This is a genomic window from Luteimonas sp. WGS1318, assembly GCF_043187535.1.
GTDB lineage: Bacteria > Pseudomonadota > Gammaproteobacteria > Xanthomonadales > Xanthomonadaceae > Luteimonas.
Genome location: NZ_CP171131.1, coordinates 681,837 through 698,906, shown reverse-complemented (window position 1 = coordinate 698,906; position 17,070 = coordinate 681,837). Strand labels below are relative to the sequence as shown.

14 protein-coding genes and 1 pseudogene are annotated in these 17,070 nt (G+C 70.3%); 3 read left to right on the top strand and 12 right to left on the bottom strand.

Annotation, left to right across the window (positions count from 1 at the left end; genetic code table 11):
- Positions 1-83 precede the first annotated feature (83 nt).
- On the bottom strand, positions 84-1,352 hold the full coding sequence (glyA, locus tag ACF3M1_RS03100) for a serine hydroxymethyltransferase (protein WP_394003843.1): 1,269 nt from the start codon (positions 1,350-1,352) through the stop codon (positions 84-86).
- Between the two features lie 161 nt (positions 1,353-1,513).
- Between glyA and ettA the strand changes: the two genes are divergently transcribed.
- From ettA to pyrF, 3 genes are all read left to right on the top strand, one after another.
- Positions 1,514-3,175: an energy-dependent translational throttle protein EttA gene (gene ettA / locus ACF3M1_RS03095; protein WP_394003841.1), complete on the top strand. Its 1,662-nt coding sequence runs from the start codon at positions 1,514-1,516 to the stop codon at positions 3,173-3,175.
- A 186-nt stretch (positions 3,176-3,361) separates the two neighbouring features.
- Positions 3,362-4,099: a type I methionyl aminopeptidase gene (gene map, locus ACF3M1_RS03090; protein ID WP_394003839.1), complete on the top strand. Its 738-nt coding sequence runs from the start codon at positions 3,362-3,364 to the stop codon at positions 4,097-4,099.
- A 10-nt stretch (positions 4,100-4,109) separates the two neighbouring features.
- Positions 4,110-4,940: an orotidine-5'-phosphate decarboxylase gene (gene pyrF, locus ACF3M1_RS03085; RefSeq protein ID WP_394003837.1), complete on the top strand. Its 831-nt coding sequence runs from the start codon at positions 4,110-4,112 to the stop codon at positions 4,938-4,940.
- A gap of 30 nt (positions 4,941-4,970) precedes the next feature.
- On the opposite strand, the gene ACF3M1_RS03080 is transcribed toward pyrF, so the two are convergent.
- The 11 genes and pseudogenes from ACF3M1_RS03080 to ACF3M1_RS03030 all read right to left on the bottom strand — a co-directional run bounded on the left by ACF3M1_RS03080 (position 4,971) and on the right by ACF3M1_RS03030 (position 17,055).
- Positions 4,971-6,425, bottom strand: coding sequence for a DUF1501 domain-containing protein (locus ACF3M1_RS03080; RefSeq protein WP_394003835.1), 1,455 nt, complete (start codon positions 6,423-6,425; stop codon positions 4,971-4,973).
- A gap of 7 nt (positions 6,426-6,432) precedes the next feature.
- Positions 6,433-8,181, bottom strand: a complete 1,749-nt coding sequence (locus tag ACF3M1_RS03075; protein ID WP_394003833.1) for a DUF1800 family protein — start codon at positions 8,179-8,181, stop codon at positions 6,433-6,435.
- 136 nt (positions 8,182-8,317) lie between these two features.
- Positions 8,318-9,181 carry a glycosyltransferase family 2 protein gene (locus tag ACF3M1_RS03070; protein WP_394003831.1) on the bottom strand — a complete coding sequence of 288 codons (864 nt, stop codon included), beginning with the start codon at positions 9,179-9,181 and terminating at the stop codon, positions 8,318-8,320.
- Between the two features lie 134 nt (positions 9,182-9,315).
- Positions 9,316-10,143 (bottom strand): annotated as a pseudogene (locus ACF3M1_RS03065) (glycosyltransferase family 2 protein); the annotation flags it as partial.
- Between the two features lie 26 nt (positions 10,144-10,169).
- Positions 10,170-12,413 (bottom strand): type II secretion system secretin GspD, encoded by a 2,244-nt coding sequence (gene gspD / locus ACF3M1_RS03060; RefSeq protein WP_394003829.1) that lies wholly within the window; start codon positions 12,411-12,413, stop codon positions 10,170-10,172.
- 104 nt (positions 12,414-12,517) lie between these two features.
- Positions 12,518-13,351 carry a hypothetical protein gene (locus ACF3M1_RS03055; protein WP_394003827.1) on the bottom strand — a complete coding sequence of 278 codons (834 nt, stop codon included), beginning with the start codon at positions 13,349-13,351 and terminating at the stop codon, positions 12,518-12,520.
- A complete protein-coding gene (gspM, locus tag ACF3M1_RS03050; RefSeq protein ID WP_394003825.1) occupies positions 13,341-14,018 on the bottom strand; it encodes a type II secretion system protein GspM in 678 nt (225 codons plus the stop codon). Before gspM ends, ACF3M1_RS03055 begins: the two co-directional genes overlap by 11 nt.
- Positions 13,984-15,150, bottom strand: a complete 1,167-nt coding sequence (locus ACF3M1_RS03045; RefSeq protein ID WP_394003823.1) for a PilN domain-containing protein — start codon at positions 15,148-15,150, stop codon at positions 13,984-13,986. The genes gspM and ACF3M1_RS03045 overlap by 35 nt, the downstream gene beginning before the upstream one ends.
- Positions 15,150-16,001: a general secretion pathway protein GspK gene (locus ACF3M1_RS03040; RefSeq protein WP_394003821.1), complete on the bottom strand. Its 852-nt coding sequence runs from the start codon at positions 15,999-16,001 to the stop codon at positions 15,150-15,152. The genes ACF3M1_RS03045 and ACF3M1_RS03040 overlap by 1 nt, the downstream gene beginning before the upstream one ends.
- Positions 15,998-16,639, bottom strand: coding sequence for a prepilin-type N-terminal cleavage/methylation domain-containing protein (locus ACF3M1_RS03035; RefSeq protein WP_394003819.1), 642 nt, complete (start codon positions 16,637-16,639; stop codon positions 15,998-16,000). Before ACF3M1_RS03035 ends, ACF3M1_RS03040 begins: the two co-directional genes overlap by 4 nt.
- Positions 16,636-17,055, bottom strand: a complete 420-nt coding sequence (locus ACF3M1_RS03030) for a prepilin-type N-terminal cleavage/methylation domain-containing protein (RefSeq protein ID WP_394005156.1) — start codon at positions 17,053-17,055, stop codon at positions 16,636-16,638. The genes ACF3M1_RS03035 and ACF3M1_RS03030 overlap by 4 nt, the downstream gene beginning before the upstream one ends.
- Between the last annotated feature and the right edge of the window lie 15 nt (positions 17,056-17,070).

The following is a 17,070-nucleotide window of genomic DNA, read 5'->3' as shown; positions in this document are numbered from 1 at the left end:
GGGAGTGGGGATTCGAAACAACGGAAATATCCGGGATGTGGCGCTTTGCCAATCCCAAATCCCAAATTCCGAATCCCGGCAACTCAGCCATACACCGGATACTTCGCGCACTGCGCGGCGACCTTGTCGCGCACGGCGGCGATGACGGTCTCGTCGGCCGGTGCGTCGAGCACGTCGCAGATCCAGTGCGCGAGATCGGCGCAGTCCTGCTCGAGGTAGCCGCGTGTGGTCACCGCCGGCGTGCCCAGGCGCAGGCCCGAGGTCACGAAGGGCTTGCGCGGGTCGCCCGGCACGGAATTCTTGTTGACGGTGATGTGGGCGCGGCCGAGGGCTTCTTCCGCGTCCTTGCCGCTGACGTCCTTGCCGATCATGTCGACCAGCATCAGATGGTTTTCGGTACCGCCGGAGACGATCTTGTAGCCACGCTCGATGATGACCTTGGCCATCGCCTGCGCGTTCTTCACCACCTGCTGCTGGTAGGCCTTGAAGTCAGGCTCCAGCGCTTCCTTGAAGGCCACGGCCTTGGCCGCGATCACGTGCATCAGCGGGCCGCCCTGGATGCCCGGGAACACCACCGACTGCAGCTTCTTCTCGAGCTCGTCGAATTTCTCGCCCGCGCCCTCGCGGCTGGCGACGATGATGCCGCCGCGCGGACCGCGCAGGGTCTTGTGCGTCGTCGAGGTCACCACGTGCGCGTGCGGCAGCGGCGTCGGGTAGACGCCCGCGGCGACGAGACCGGCGACGTGCGCCATGTCGACGAACAGGTAGGCGCCGACCTTGTCGGCGATGCTGCGAAAACGCGCCCAGTCGATCTTCTGCGAATAGGCCGAGAACCCGGCGACGACCATCTTCGGCGTGTGTTCAACGGCGAGGCGCTCGACCGCGTCGTAATCGATCAGGCCGGCCTCGTCGACGCCGTACTGGACCGCGTTGTACAGCTTGCCCGAGGCATTGACCTTCGCGCCGTGGGTCAGATGCCCGCCGTGCGCCAGGCTCATGCCGAGGATCGTGTCACCGGGCTGCAGCAGCGCCTGGTAGACGGCCTGGTTGGCCTGCGAACCCGAATGCGGCTGCACGTTGGCGTAGTCGGCGCCGAGCAGTTGCTTGAGGCGGTCGATCGCCAGCTGCTCGGCGATGTCGACGTACTCGCAGCCACCGTAATAGCGCTTGCCCGGATAGCCCTCGGCGTACTTGTTGGTCAGCTGGCTGCCCTGCGCCTCCATGACCAGCGCGCTGCAGTAGTTCTCCGAGGCGATCAGCTCGACGTGGTCTTCCTGGCGGCGGACCTCGTTCGCGATGGCCTGGGCGAGTGCGGGATCGTAGCTTTCGAGACGGGCGTCGCGCTGGAACATCGAGGGCTCCGGAACAGTGAACGGCGAGGCCGGCCATTGTAGCGCCGGGCCGCCCGGCGCGCGGCCCCGCCGGGCGTGAGCCGTTATAATCGCCGCCATCCCTTCCCCACCCGACGCCGCCCGACCGGGCCCCGGCGCGGGCCGGCACAACCGGAGCCCCCATGTCGCAATACATCTACACCATGAACCGCGTGTCCAAGGTGGTCCCGCCGAAGCGGCAGATCATCAAGGACATCTCGCTGTCGTTCTTCCCGGGTGCCAAGATCGGCCTACTCGGCCTCAACGGCTCGGGCAAGTCCACGGTGCTGCGGATCATGGCCGGCGTGGATTCGGATTTCGAAGGCGAGGCCCGTGCGCAGGCCGGCACCAAGGTCGGCTACCTGGCGCAGGAACCCGAGCTCGATCCCGAGATGACGGTGCGCGAAGCGGTCGAGGAAGGCGTGGGCGAAGTGCTGCAGGCCCAGGCCGCGCTGGACAAGGTCTACGACGCCTACGCCGAGGAAGGCGCTGATTTCGACGCGCTGGCCAAGGAACAGGAGCGCCTGGAGGCGATCCTCGCCGCGGGCGATGCGCACACGCTGGAAAACCAGCTGGACGTGGCCGCCGACGCGCTGCGCCTGCCGCCGTGGGACGCTAAGGTCGGCAACCTGTCGGGCGGTGAGAAGCGCCGCGTCGCGCTGTGCCGCCTGCTGCTGCAGAAGCCGGACATGCTGCTGCTCGACGAACCGACCAACCATCTCGACGCCGAGTCGGTGGAATGGCTGGAGCAGTTCCTCGCGCGCTATACCGGCACCGTCGTCGCGGTCACCCATGACCGCTACTTCCTCGACAACGCCGCCGAGTGGATTCTCGAACTCGACCGCGGCCGCGGCATTCCGTGGAAGGGCAACTACACCGAGTGGCTGACCCAGAAAGACGAGCGCCTGAAGCAGGAAGACAACCAGGAAAAGTCACGTCAGAAGGCGATCCAGAAGGAACTGGAATGGTCGCGCCAGAACGCCAAGGGCGGTCGCACCAAGGGCAAGGCGCGTCTGGCCCGCCTGGAAGAGCTGCAGTCGGTGGACTATCAGAAGCGCAACGAGACCAACGAGCTGTTCATCCCGCCGGGTGAGCGCCTGGGCAACTCGGTGATGGAGTTCAAGAACGTCTCCAAGAAGTTCGGCGACCGCCTGCTGATCGACAACCTGTCGATGATCATTCCGCCGGGTGCGATCGTCGGCATCATCGGCCCGAACGGCGCGGGTAAATCCACGCTGTTCAAGATGATCACGGGCCAGGAAAAGCCGGATTCCGGCGAGATCGTCGTGGGACCGACCGTGCAGCTGAGTTACGTCGACCAGAGCCGCGACGCGCTGGAGGGCAACCACAACGTCTTCCAGGAAATCTCCGGCGGCCTCGACATCCTCAACATCAACGGCGTCGAGATCCAGTCGCGCGCCTACATCGGCCGCTTCAACTTCAAGGGCCAGGACCAGCAGAAGCTGGTCGGCTCGCTGTCGGGCGGTGAGCGTGGCCGTCTGCACATGGCCAAGACCCTGCTGCAGGGCGGCAACGTGCTGTTGCTCGACGAACCGTCGAACGATCTGGATATCGAAACCCTGCGTTCGCTCGAAGACGCGCTGCTGGAGTTCCCCGGCAACACCTTCGTGATCTCGCATGACCGCTGGTTCCTCGACCGCATCGCCACCCACATCCTCGCGTTCGAGGGCGACAGCCACGTCGAGTTCTTCCCGGGCAACTACCGCGAATACGAGGAAGACAAGCGCCGCCGCATGGGCGACGACGCCGGTCCGAAGCGTCTGCGGTTCAAGGCGCTGAAGTAAGTGGTGACGGCTTCGGATCTGCGCGCAGACGTGTGGACGCGAAGCGGCATCACAAACACCTGTTCGTCATCCCCGCGCAGGCGGGGATCCGTGGACCTTGTTGTTGGCTGACGTCCATGGACTCCCGCCTACGCGGGAGTGACGGTCAAGGGTGAAAGCCAGCGTCCTGTTCGTGAGGCCACTGACATGACCATCCAGACCCAGGAAGACCTCGAAGGCCTCAAGCGCGCCGGCGCGCTCGTTGCGCGCATCCTGTCGACGATGCGCGAGCAGGCCCTGGCCGGCACCACGCCGCACGATCTCGACGCCATCGGCGCCGACATGCTGCGCCACGCCGGCGCGCAGTCGGCACCGGTGCTGACCTACGGCTTCCCGGCCGCGACCTGCATCAGCGTCAACCGCGTCGTCGCGCACGGCATTCCCGACGCGACACCGCTGCAGGATGGCGATCTGGTCAACATCGACGTGTCCGCCGAACTCGACGGCTTCTTCGCCGACACAGGCGCCAGCTTCGTCGTCGGCACCGCGAGCGCCGCGCAGCAGCGCCTGCTCGACGCGACCCGCGAAGCACGCGACGCCGCGATCGCCCAGCTGCGCGCGGGTGAGCTGCTCAGCGGCATCGGCCGCACCATCGAGACCGTCGCTGCGCGTCGGGGGTTCCGCATCATCCGCAACCTGCAGAGCCACGGCGTCGGCCGTGCGCTGCACGAATCGCCCGGATCGATTCCCGGCTACTTCGATCGTCGCGACACCCGCCGCCTGCACGACGGCATGGTGATCACGATCGAGCCGTTCCTCGCGACCCACGCCACCCGCACCGAAGACACGGAAGACGGCTGGTCGCTGGTCTGCCCCAAGGGCTATGGGGCGCAGTTCGAACACACGGTCGTCGTCACCCACGGCGCACCGATCATCGTCACCTGAGAGCCGCTCCATGACGCACACCTTCATGCAGGCGCTGCGTGCGCGCTGGCAGTCCGCCGACACGCTGGTCTGCGTCGGTCTTGACCCCGAACCGGCGAAGTTTCCGGCACGTTTCGCGAATGATCCCGATGCGGTATTCGCGTTCTGCCGCGACATCGCCGATGCGACCGCTGAATTCGCCTGCGCGTTCAAGCCGCAGATCGCGCACTTCGCAGCCCTCGGCGCCGAAGATGCGCTGCAGCGGCTGATCGCGCATCTGCACGCCACGCACCCGGGCGTGCCGGTGATCCTCGACGCCAAGCGCGGCGACATCGGCAGCACCGCGCAGCGCTATGTCGCCGAGGCGTTCGAGCGCTTCGACGCCGACGCGGTGACGGTGAACCCCTACCTCGGCCGCGACTCGGTGCAGCCCTTCCTCGACCGCGCCGACAAGGGCGTCGTGATCCTCTGCCGCACGTCGAATCCGGGTGCGGCCGATCTGCAGGACCTGCCGGTCGCCCACACAGGCGCCACGCGGCCGCTGTACCAGCATGTCGCCGAGACCATCGCACGCGACTGGAACGGCCACGACAACGTGTCGCTGGTCGTCGGCGCGACCTGGCCCGAACAGCTGCGCGAAGTGCGCGCGATCGTCGGCGACATGCCGTTTCTGGTGCCGGGTGTCGGCGCGCAGGGCGGTGATGTCGAAGCGGTGGTCACGCATGCAAAGACCGCCGACGGCACCGGCCTGATGGTCAGCTCCTCGCGCGCGATCCTCTACGCGTCGAATGGCGACGACTACGCCGACGCCGCCGCGCGCGAGGCGCTCACCTTGCGCGACGCGATCAACCGCCACCGCTGAGGCCCGCCCGGCACTGCAGGGCGGAACAGCTCAGCCGAGGAAGTCGAGCACCGGCCGGTCGAAGTTGCCGAGACCCGGGAACACCGTCGCCAGATCACTGTCCGGCACGCCGAGCCAGCGCGCGAACGTGGCGCTGAACTGGTTGGTCGACGTGGTGGGAATCATGCGGCCCCGCTCGACCGCCTGCGGCCCGTCGAGCTCGAGCAGCGGATACGCACCGTGCACGCGGCGCCCGCGCAGCGGGCCACCGGCGGTCGACGCGCCGCCCATCATCAGCTGCACGCCGCCCCAGGCATGGTCGGTGCCGTTGCCGTTGCTGTTGAGGGTGCGTCCGAAATCGCTCATCGTGAACGTGACCACGTCGTTGAGCGCGCCCACTTCGGCCAGCGCATCGCGGAACGCGGACAGGCCTTCGCTCAGGCGTGCCAGCAGGCGCGCATGGCTGCCTTCGGCCATCTGGTTGTCGTGGGTGTCGAAGCCGCCGAGCGTGGCGTAGTAGATCTGTCGCGAATGATTGATCGCGCTGCCCCGGCTGGCCTTGATCATCCGCGCGATCATCCGCAGCTGCGAGGCCAGGCTTTCGTTCGCGGGAAACGCGGTGGTGATCTCGCCGCCGTTCGCGGGATCGAGCGCGGCGCGCAGCGTGTCACTGATCTGCATGGTGCCCTCGCCGAGCACCGCATAGTGGTCCTGCATGATCGGGGTGTAGCTGCGCGCGAGCATCGCTTCCAGTGCCTCGCGGCGGATGCGCTCGGCCGCATTGGTGGTGCTGGTGAAGCGGCGCAGCGCGACCGGTCCGCCACTGCCCATGCCGTAGGGCGTGGTCGCGCTGCCGGTCTGGAACAGGTTGTTGCCCGACAGCGAGATCGTCGGCGGCAACGTCGCGAGCCCGCCGGCGTTGGCGAACTCAAGCCGGTCGGCGCAACGACCGCCCCAACCCGTGGTGGAACTCGCCAGCTCCGATTCGCCGCGCATCCACAGCCGCTGCTGGTCGTTGTGCGAATACAGCGCTTGCGGCAGGCGCCGGCTGCGCGCGAGGTATTCGGTCTTCGTGACCGGCTGGACGAGGGTGCCCACGTTGGCCATGAAGCCGAGTTCGCCGCGATCGAACAGCGGCTTGAGCGGCGCGCATGACGGATGCAGGCCCCAGGTCTTGCCGGCGGTGTCGGTCACCTGCACCAGCGCGTCGCGCGCCAGGCCCAGTCCCTGGGAATTGCTGCTGGCGTTGTACACGCCGCCGCGGCTGGCGAGGTAGACGTCGTGCTCTTCGCGCACGTGCGGCACCAGCATGTTGAACGAGTCGTTGCCGCCGAGCAGGAAGATGCAGACCGCCGCGCGGTAGCCGGGCGTCGCGGCCGGCGATGCCGCCAGCGCGCGGCCCACGAGTTCGAGCTGCGGCAACGTGGCCACCGCCGCGCCACCGGCGAGCAGCGTGCCCAGCCGCGCGATGAACTGGCGGCGCGAATTGCGGGAATGAGTGTCCATCGTGGCCTCAGCGCTGGATGACGAATTCGGGGGAGGCGACGGCGAGCTGCACCAGCGAACGCACGCGCTCATCCGCGGGCCGCCGCTCCGTGCGCAGTCGATCGAGCATCTGCACCATCGTGGCGCGGTTGTCGGCGGTCAGTGCGCCGGCCAGCAGCAAGGTATTGACCTGGTCGACCATGGCGCCATGGTTGTCCTGCTGGGCCAGCGTGAGCAGCGGGCGGATGTCGAGCACCGGCGCCGGCGTGTTGGCGGTCGGCGGCGCGTCCTGCAACTGCGCCCAGCCCGCGGAGTCGAGCTGGTTGAACACGCTGGCGAACGTGGCCTCGTTGTAGAGCTGCAGCTCAGGCGCATACAGCCCGGCGACGCCGTTCGCGCCTTGCAGGCGGTAGTCGGGTTCGAAGAAATTGAAGACCGACGGCGCGCGCAGCGAATCCTGGGCCAGGCTGGTGGCGAAATCCCAGGAGTTGGAGAAGCCGAAGTAGTACTGGCCGTCGGCACGCGGGACGTAGCGCGCGTCGAAGGCCCGCCACAGCGCGGTGAGCTGCAGCAGCGGCTCGCGCGCCTTGCCATAGGCCGCGTTGTCCGCCGCCGGCGGCACCCGCGCCTCGACGTCGAGGAGGATCGCCTTGATCACCCGGCCCAGGTCGCCGCCGCTGCCGGTCCAGACATCGGCGATACGCGCGATGTACTGCGGGCTCGGGTTGCTGGTGACGAAACGCTGGATCAGCTGCCGGCTGACGAACGGCGCGACATTGGGATGCGCCGACAGCGCATCGAGCATCTTGGCCAGGCTTGCCGCGCAGTTGCTGCCCTCGTTGATGACGATGCCGTTGAAGATCGTCTTCGGCTGCTCGTCATGGAACTCGGGCACGCAGGTCATCGGCCGCGCCTCGTTGTCCGCGCCCCAGCGCCAGAACGTGTCGCGGGTATTGCCCGGCCAGGTCCAGCCGGTGAGCACGCGCGCCATGCCCTTGACGACCTCCTGGTCGTAGCTGGGAATCGGGCGCCCCTGGGTATCGAGCCGCGGGCTGAAGTCCCGGTTGCGTTCGACCAGGCCGATCGAGAACAGCTGCATCAGTTCGCGGGCGTAGTTCTCGTCAGGCACGATGGTGACCCGCACCCCCTGGCCGTTGGTGTAGCTGGTCGATTTGCGGTTCGACATGTGGCTCAGGTAGAGCCCCATCGAGGGGTGCAACGTGACCTGCTCCAGCAGCTGGCGGTAGCGCCCGAACGCACCGCGCGCCAGCATGTCCTGGTAATCGCTGATGCGCCCGAAGTTGGCCGTGTTGTAGTCGCGGTCGGAGACCACGAGGATCTCGCTGAGCGCGAAGGCCATGCGCATGCGCAGTTGGTCGGGCTTGGTGGTCGCCTGCCAGAGCCAGTAGTTGCGGCGCTCGGCGTAATTGAGCTGCGCCACCGGGATCGACAGGATGTGGGGCGCCACCAGCGTGACCGGCGTGCGCGCCGGATCGAGCTGCTCGTCGATCCACGCCGAATAGCCGATCTGCCGCAGCCGCGCGATGTCGGTGCGCGTGGGGCCGAAGGTCGCCTGGACCAGGAAACGCGCGGCTTCGGCGTCGCTGGCGGGAATGGGTGTGAACGCAGGCGCCGGAGGCGGCGCACCGGGCGCCGGGGTCGTCGGCGGTGGCGCACCGGGCGCCGGTGCGGCCGCGGAATCGTCGCTCCCGCCTCCGCCGCAGGCGGACAGCATCACGGCCACGAGCGTCAACGACGCCCACGCAATTCTGGACATGCAGGTTCCCCGATTCGATGGCGCTGTTTCCCCGGCGCCAAGCCTACAGAGGACGCGGGGGTTTTCGGCATCCGGGTAAACCCGAGGTGCAGCGGATCGTCCGCTTTGCCAACGCAGTCGCAGTTTCGAACCCGGCTCAGCCGGCCGCGCGCGCCGCCGCGCGCAGCGCCGCGACCGGAAACCGCAGCCAGACCATCGCCCACACCGCGGCCCGCACCGGCCACGCACGCCGGGGCGACTCGAACCGGCGGAAGTAACGCCACAGGCCGCGGTGCTTGTGCCATTCGACGAACACCGGGCGCGACCGGCTGGAGACCCCGCGCGCGTGGGCCACGACGATGTCGTTGGCCACGGCGACGACCGCCCCGGCCCCGCGCGCGCGCCGGCACAGGTCCAGGTCCTCGGCATGCAGGCGATAGCCCGTATCGAAGCCGTCGATGCGCTCGAACAGGGGCCGCGGCAGCAGCATCATCGCGCCCGAGACGGCGTCGACGCGCTGCAGGGCCTGCGCGGGGTCGCGCGGCAGCGAGAGGTCGCGCGCCGAGCCGCGACGCAGCATCGCGGCGAAATCGGGATCACGCCGGCGGGCCGCCGGATCGTGCACGCCGTCCTCGCCGACGAGGTCGGTCCCGAGCAGGCTGTCGACGCCGAGCGCCCCGGCATGCGCGCGCAGCCGCGACAGCGTGTCGGCATCCACCAGGCAGTCCGGATTGACGAACGCGATCCACGGCGCGTCGGCATCGCGCGCGCCCTGGTTGCAGGCGACCGCGAAGCCCGGATTGTCGGGATTGGCGATGAAGTGCACGCGCGGATCGAGCGAGGCATGCCGCTGCACGATGGTCAGCGTGGCATCGGTGGAGCCGTTGTCGACGACGCGGATCTGGGTGACCCCCGTCGCGACGCGCAGCCGGGCCAGGCAGGCCTCGATCGTGCTGCCGCTTTGGTAGCTGACGACGACGGCGACGATGCCCGCCCTCGCGTCCGGCGCGGCCGCGGTCATCGGTCGAGGTCTTCTGCGGTGTGCACGCGAGTGACCACGTCCGGCCCCGCGGCGGGATGGCCTGCGTGCACGTCGGGCCCGCGGCTGTCGGCGTCGTGATCGTCCGCATCGGCGGCGCCTGTCTCGCCTCCGGGAAACAGCTGATGCTGCGCAGGCGCGTTTTCGAGCGCGGCATACCGGCGCACCAGCGATTGCCGGCTCGCGTACAGCGGATCCGCCATCAGGAACGTCGCCAGCCGCGAATGCCAGGCCGGCCAGCGCACCGCCAGCGCGTCCATGTCGCCGTCCGCCGGGCCGCCTTCGCCGCCGCGCGCGACGAACGCCGTCTCGCACAGCGCGTTGCGCCAGCCGAGCCCACCCATGCGCAGCGACAGGTCGATCAGCGCGGCGTACCACGAGGCGTAGCTCGACGCGTCGAGACCACCGGCCTTGCGCCGCGCATTGCCGCGCAGCATCACCGCGTGGCCGACCGCGGCCGGCAGTTCGGGATGCAGCGGCGCCAGCTGGCGGCAGGCCTCGGCGAGTCGCGCGCCGTCCTCGGGGCCAGCATTGATCTCGCCGATCCGCGGCCACGACGCCGCCTCACCGGCATTGCACCAGGGTGTTGCGGTGGCGATCGAGGCATCGCGCGCGAAGCAGGCCGACAGCTGCAGCAGCCAGCCGGGCAACGGAATCGCATCGGGCGCCAGCACCACGACGTCGACATCCCCACAGGCGCGCAGCACGTCGTCCAGATGCGCGACTTCGCCAATACCGCGCGCGCGGCAGGTGTAGTCGGCCTGCAGCGGCGTGTTCGCCAGCCAACGCTGCACGATCGCCGCGCCGCGCGGCCCGATGCGGGCGTCGTCGGCCAGCCAGACGCGCGCGCCCGCCGGCGTGCCGGCATCGAGCGCGGCGAGACACGCGTCGAGCGCGTCGTCGTCGTGCCCGACCGGCAACACCACGACCGGCAACTCAGCCATGCGGCGGCTCCCCCTGCGCGCCCACCTCAGTCCTGTGGACGCTGCAGCGGTTGCATCGCCCGGAAGCGGCGGCCGTACTCGTCGGTCAGCTGCCGCGCTTCCTGCGGATTGCGCACGATCGTCGGCGTCAGCAGCACGACGACCTCGCTGCGCCCCGTACTCGAACGCTGGCTGCCGAACAGGCCACCGATCACCGGGATCCGCGAGAGCCCCGGCAGACCGGTCGACGAGCGGCCGACCTCGTCGCGGATCAGACCGGCCAGCATCACCGTCTCACCGGCCTGCACCGCCGCTTCGGTCTTCAGCCGTCGCGTGTCGATGCGCACGTTGCCCTGGGCGTCCGCGGTACTGGCAGGTGCGGGCGAACTGACTTCCTGCACGATGTCGAGAAACACCATGCCGTCGCGAGTCACACGGGGCCGCACCTTGAGGATCGTGCCGGTCTCCAGGTACTGCACCTGGGTGTACTGGCTGTCGCCGAGGACTGGATTGAAGCTCGTGGTGGAGATCGGGATGCTCGCGCCGACATTAAACTCGGCCATCGCGTTGTTGCGCACGAACACCGACGGCGACTGCAGGATCTGCACGTCGCTGACCTGGTCGAGCGCATCGATGATCGCCGCGGCGTCGTTGCGGAACAGCGTCCATTGCGCGCCGGCCCCCGCAGCGCCACCGATGCTCGCGCCGAGCGTGCTCCAGCTGCGCGGCAACAGCGGATTGTCGGCGAGCGACAGACTCGGGAAACCGTTGTCGGTGGCCGCGCGCTCGATGAACCATTGCACGCCGTATTCGAGCGCGCCGCTCAGCGTGACCTCGACCACCTGCGCTTCGATGTGCACCTGCGCCGGCATCACGTCGAGCCGTTCGACCACGTCGCGGATCGAGCGCCAGGCCGCGGGCGACGTGCGCACCAGCAGCGTATTGGTCTCGTCGACCGCCGACACGCCGACCCGCGCGCCCTCGACCTCCAGGGTCACGCTGCCCGGCCCGTCCTGGCTTTCGTTGAGCTGCATCTGGCCGATGTCGCCACCGCCGGCGCTGCCGCGCCCGCGGCCCGTGCCGCCGCCGCTGCTGCCGAGCCCGCCCGAACCGCTGTCGAATCCGCTCTGGCTTCCCGACTGCGCGCCGAGCCCGCCGCTGCGCAGCGTATTGCCGGTCGCGCCCGGCGCCAGCGAGGCGCTGCCCTGCGCGCTGCTGCCGGTGCCGGCGCCGAAGACCTCCCCCAGCCGCTGCGCGAGCTCGCGGGCCTTGATGAACTTAAGCTCGTAGGAGAACAGCCGCGGTTCCTGGCCGGCGTTGTCGATGCGCTCGAGCCACTGCTGGATCTCGCCGAGGTAATCGGCCTGCGGTGTGATCACCAGCACCGCGTTCGCGCCTTCCAGCGGCATGAAGCGGAACATGCCCGAAACCGGCGATTCGCTGTCCTGGCCGAACACCTTCTCCAGATCGGCGACCACCTGCGTGGCCTTGCCCGACTGCAGCGGGAACACGCCGACCGACATGCCCGACAGCCAGTCGACGTCGAAGATCTCGATCGTGCGCAAGTAGTTGTCGAGTTCGGAGCGGCTGCCGGAAATCGTGATGACGTTGCGTGCGTTGTCGGCGGAGACGATCGCGTTCGGACGCGCGTAGGGCTCAAGCACCTTCTCCATCTCGGTCGCCGAGATGTAACGCAGCGGCACGGTGCGGACCTCGAAGCCGCGCGCGGCACCGGTGCTGCCGGTGCGCGGCGCGACGGTGCCGGTCGCCAGCGCGGTGTCGGCCGGCACGATGTTGTAGCGGCCGTCGCTGTAGATCATGCGGGCGTTGTTCCAGCCCAGCACCATCTCCAGCAGGCTCAGCGCCTGGGCCGGGCTCACCGGCTGCGGCGTCGCCAGCGTCACCGTGCCTTGCACTTCGGGCGCGATGACGTAGTTCTGGCCGAGCATGTCGCCGAGGATCGCCTTGGCGACCGCGTGCACCGATTCGCCCTCGAAATTGAACGAGGCCTGGCCCGTGGTGCCGCCACCGAGCGACGGCGCGGGCGCTGCCGCCGCGCCGCGGTTGATCACGGTGCCGGTGCCGCGGCGGATCTGCGGGCGCGGGCGATCCTCGTCATCGACCAGGATCTGGCTGCGCACCACCGGTGCATCGGGGTCGGCGTTCGCACCCGCATCGACCGGCAACTGGGCGTTGCGGCGCACCGTTGGCGTGGGCGTGGTGGCGCAGCCGGCGAGCAAGGCGAGACCGGTACCGAACGCGATCGCACGAAGAGACAGGGATGGGGTCATCGAAGGCTTCATCGACTGGAGTCTAGGGCCTGCGGCGCACGAGGCACCGTCCGTGGCGGAGGCCGCGCGCGCAGCGGATGGAGGCAGCAGGCGCAGGCGTGGGGTCATCGCGACGTGCCGCCGGTGGCGCGTTCCTGCTGCAGCCGGGCGCGGCGCTCCTCGATGCGGCGGCGGATCGCTTCGACCTGGGCCTCGGACGGGCCGGCCGCGTCGGTTGCAGGCTGTGCGGGATCCATCGCTGCAGCGGGTGCTTGCGGCGGCTGGGCCTCGGCCGTCGAAGCGGCCGCGCTGCCCGCGCGGGTGGGTGGCGCCGCGCGTGGCGCGGCCTGCTGCTGCTGCGCCGGCATCGCGCGATTTCGCCCGCCGCCGGTGTCGGCCTGCGCGCGATCGGCCGATGCGGCGACCGGCGCACGCATCGGCGTCGGCGGCTGCCCGCCCACACCGTCGTAGACGCGCAGTTCCAGCGTGCGCGGCCCTTCGGGCCCGACGAACACCGCACTGCGCGCGTCGACCGAATCGAGCGCCCAGTTCGAAGCCTCCGGCGGCGCCTCGCCGACCCGCAGACGGATCGATTCGCCGCCGCCCGCGGGCTGCAGGATCGCCATCGCGAAATCCGGCGTGCGCAGCACGCTGGTGAGCACGTAGTCGAAACCCGCCGAGGCGCCCTCGCCTGCGTCGTTGGGATCGATGAAGAACGGATGCGGGCGCCGGTCGCCGGAGAACAACGGACGCGTCGCCACTTCGGAATAGCGCGACAGCGGCGCCGCCGCGCCCGGTGCCGGAATCGCGGCCGCCAGCGGCGCCGCGGCCGCTCCGTCGTCGGCGATCGCCCCGATGCGCCCACCGAGGCCCGCGAGCGCGAGGCCCCAGACCAGCAGTGCCCAACCGGCGACCGCCGCGGCCAGCCAGGTGCGCGCATTGGCGGCTTCAATCCGCATCGCGCCCTCCTGCAGTCGCCGCGGACGCCGCTGCGCCGGCAGGTGTTCCCGTGCCCGCGGGCGGCAGCACGTAGCCCGACAGGTCGAAGCTCACGTCGACCCCGCCGCTGGCCGCGCCGGCGGCCACCGTGTGCCGCTGGCTGAGAATGTTGAGATTGTCGACGAACAGCCGAGGCGTGCCGGTCTCCAGCGAATGCAGCACCGCGGCCAGCTCGGGATTGCCGCAGCGCAGCCGCACCTGAACGCTGGCGCGCGGATACCGTTCGGCACGGCCGCCGGTCATCGGCGAGCGGTTGCTGATCGCGCAACTGCGGTTGCCGGGACTGGCTTCGACCACGGCCTGCTCGAGGCGCTGCACCAGGGCCGCGGTCGCCAGCTCGACGCTGCCCTGGGGCATGAAGCCGGGCATCGCGGTCATCGCCTCGCGCGCCTGTTCGAGGGCCGCGCGGACCTGCGGTGCCTGGTCGAGTTCGCGGCGGATGCGCAGTTCGCGTTCCTGCAGCGTGGCGATGCGCTCGCCCAGCGCGCGCATCGGCTGGGTGAACCAGGGATGCACCAGCACCAGATACGCCACCAGCACCGCGCCCAGCAACAGGGCGAGCGCAAGCCAGCGATCACGCGTGGACACGGTGTCAGGGGGCCGGCGCACGGGCGGCCTCCTGCGCATCGACGGCGGGTGGCGGCACCAGTTCGGCGGTCAGCGTGAACCGGTCGGCACGCGAGCGCGGATCGTTCTGCAACGCGCCGGCGAGCGCCGGCGAACGCCACAGCGGCGCGCCTTCGAGATACCCGACCAGCGCCGAGGCCTCGGTGCTGAGCCCGATCAGCAGCACGCGGTCGCCCTCGATCGCGGCCTTTTCCAGCGATGTGGAATCGGGCAGACGCCGTGCGAGTTCGTCGAGCACGGCGACCGTGGTCGGACGCGCGGCGCGCTGGGCCTGCAGGAAGGCCATGCCCTCGCGCAGGTCGGTGAGTTGCTGGCGCTGCGCCGACGCGGCGCGCGCGCGCGTGGCCTCGGCGTCGACCTGCGCCTCGAGCGCATCCGCCGCCGCGGCGCGGTTCTCGCGGATCTGCCACAGCGCGAACGCGGTGAACAGCACCGCCACGGCGACCAGCAGCCACTGGTAGCGGCGCTGCGGATCCTCGCGGCGGCGCGCGTCGGTGATGAGGTTGATGCCCAGTGGACCGTGTTCGCCATCGAGATCCACACCGGCGAGGGTCGGCGCCAAAGGACCCAGCGCCGCAAGCCGGGCATCGAGCAGCGCGCGTGGCACGACCACCAGTTCGACATCCAGCTGGCCATCGCTGCGCCGGCCGATCAGACGGTGGTCGTAGCGCACATCGGCCGCCGCGAACGGCGTCTGCCGGTCGATCTCGAACCCGAGCACGTCGCGCAGCCGGTCGGCCGCAGCCGCGGGCAGGACCAGCTGCCGGCGCAGGCCGGCGTCCGCGGGCAGCAGCAGCCAGCGCGGGGTTTCCGCGACGCGCGGCGCCAGCAACGTGGCCAGCGGATCGCCGTCCCCAGCCGCCAGCGACGCGACCGGCACCTGTGCCAGCGGGCGCTCAGTGCCGTCCTCGTGCAGCGACAGCGCGACGCTGCCGCCGTCCGCGTGCTGCAGCAGCAGCCGGCGGCCGGCCAGGCCGAAGAGTTCGCGCACGCGCTCCGGCAGCCAGGTCGCCAAGGCGGCGCCCCACCAGTTCAGGCCGGTGCGGAGACGCAGGGACAGCTGGCCATCCGGGCGCCAGCCGCGACGGCGGCCGGACGTCGCGTCGCCGGTCGATACAGGTGTCGCGGACATCATCGTGGTGACGCTCCCTCCTCCCAACGCAGCACGCTGTAGGCCGTGCCCGGGACGGCGCCTCCGCCGGTCCTCACGACTGCCCGCAAACGCGCGCTCCGGCCCTCCTCCAGGCGCGCACGACTGTCGATACTATACGTGCCGCTGCCGCCGCCCAGCAGCGCGCCGGCGAGCTGCGCCGCGCCGGCCGCGCGCGCGGCGAGCACCGGATCGGCCTCCACGCCCATCGCCTGCAACACCTCGACGGCGGCGAACTGCGGATCGGGTGCCGGCAGGCGGCTGTAGATCGTCAGATGCGGCGCCAGCACCTCGAACAGCGCGGGCGTCATCCCCAACACCTGCTCGACTTCGGCGACGCTCTCGAACGGCGCGTTCTTGGCCCCGTACGGGCGCCCGGCGGCGGCGTAGTCGGCGGACTCGGCGCCGCCCGCCACCTGCACGAAATCGTCGCCGTCGCGCCAGTCGACGATGGCGCCGGCCACCTGCACCGCCGTCGCCTGCTCGGCGCCGACCGCGCGTGCCAGCGCGGCCAGCAGTTCGCCATCGGCCGCATTGAGATCCACCTTGCCGGTCTCGTCGACGATGCGCAGTTCCACATCGACGTCGTGAAAGCGCCACGCGTACGGCCGACCGTCGGGTTGCCACTGCAGGGCCGGATCGGCGGCCGCGAGGCGCGTGAGCGCGTATTCCAACCCGGCACGCGCGGCCTGGTCGGCGACGAGTCCACGGCTCACCAGGCGGCCCTGCTGGTTCTCGATCCGCGCGGTCAGCGCGAACGCGCCGACCAGCGCCGCGAGCAGCGTGATCAGCCACAGCACCAGCAGCAGCGCCGCGCCGCGCATCGCGTTCATGGCAGCGGCTCCGGCGCCGTCGGCTGGCCGGTGCCCTGCGGCAGCGTCACCAGCAGCGGCGGCCACGCGCCGTCGCGCTCGGTCGCGAGCGTGATCTCGACCTGCAACGGCAGCGCCGCCGGCCCCCAGCGGTCCTGCCAGTCGCCGAGCGCGCCGGTCTCGTCGAAGCCGCGGTAGCGGAAGCGCACCTGCTCGAGCGCGTCGACCAGTGGCTCCGGCGGGCGCGGATCGTCGGCCTCGATCGTGCGCCCGGTCATCACCAGGCCGAAGGCCACGGTGAGGCGTTGGCGGCCGTCGACCTCGTCCACCGCGATGTCGTGCAGATGCGGGCCGCCCTGGCCGAGGTAGTTGGGCAGGTCCGCCACGAAGCGCAGGCGCGCCGGTTCACCGATGAACAGACGCGACTGGCCGGTGGCCTCGTCGGTCTCGAATGCGATCTGCTGGGCCGAGGCGATGCGTCGGCGCAGGAAGCCCTCGACCGCGCGCATGCGTTCGCTGCGCTGGGCCAGTGCCTCGCCGCGCTCGACGGTCACCGTGGCCGCGCGCAGCGTCGTCAGCGCCAGCGCCAGGCCCGCGGCGAGCAGCACGGTGGCCAGCAGCACCTCGATCAGGGTGAACCCGCCCATGCGCCGGCTCATGGCACGACCATCGCCGCCGCATCCGGCGCGCGCAGGCGCAACGTCTGCAGGCGCAGGCGCTCGCGCGGCCCGGCCTCGCCCCAGTCCACCGCGAGGGTCAGTTCGAACAGGCCGTCGCCATCGGGCGCGGCCAGCGCGGGCGGCGCATCGGGATCAACGAACGGCGCGATCTCTAGCGTCCAGCGGTAGCGGCCGTCCTCGAACGTGCCCGCCGACTGCCCCGGCGTGATCGGCACCGCGATGCCCACATCGTCGAGCAGCGAACGCGCATGCAGCGCGGCGCGTCCCGACTCGGCCGCCCAGCGCACCTGGCGTGTGCCGTTCGACAGCGTGCCGAGCAGCAGCATCAACCCGAGCCCGAGCACCGCGAATGCGACGATGACCTCGATCAGCGTGTAGCCGCGCTGGCGGTCGATGCGCCGTGGCGACGC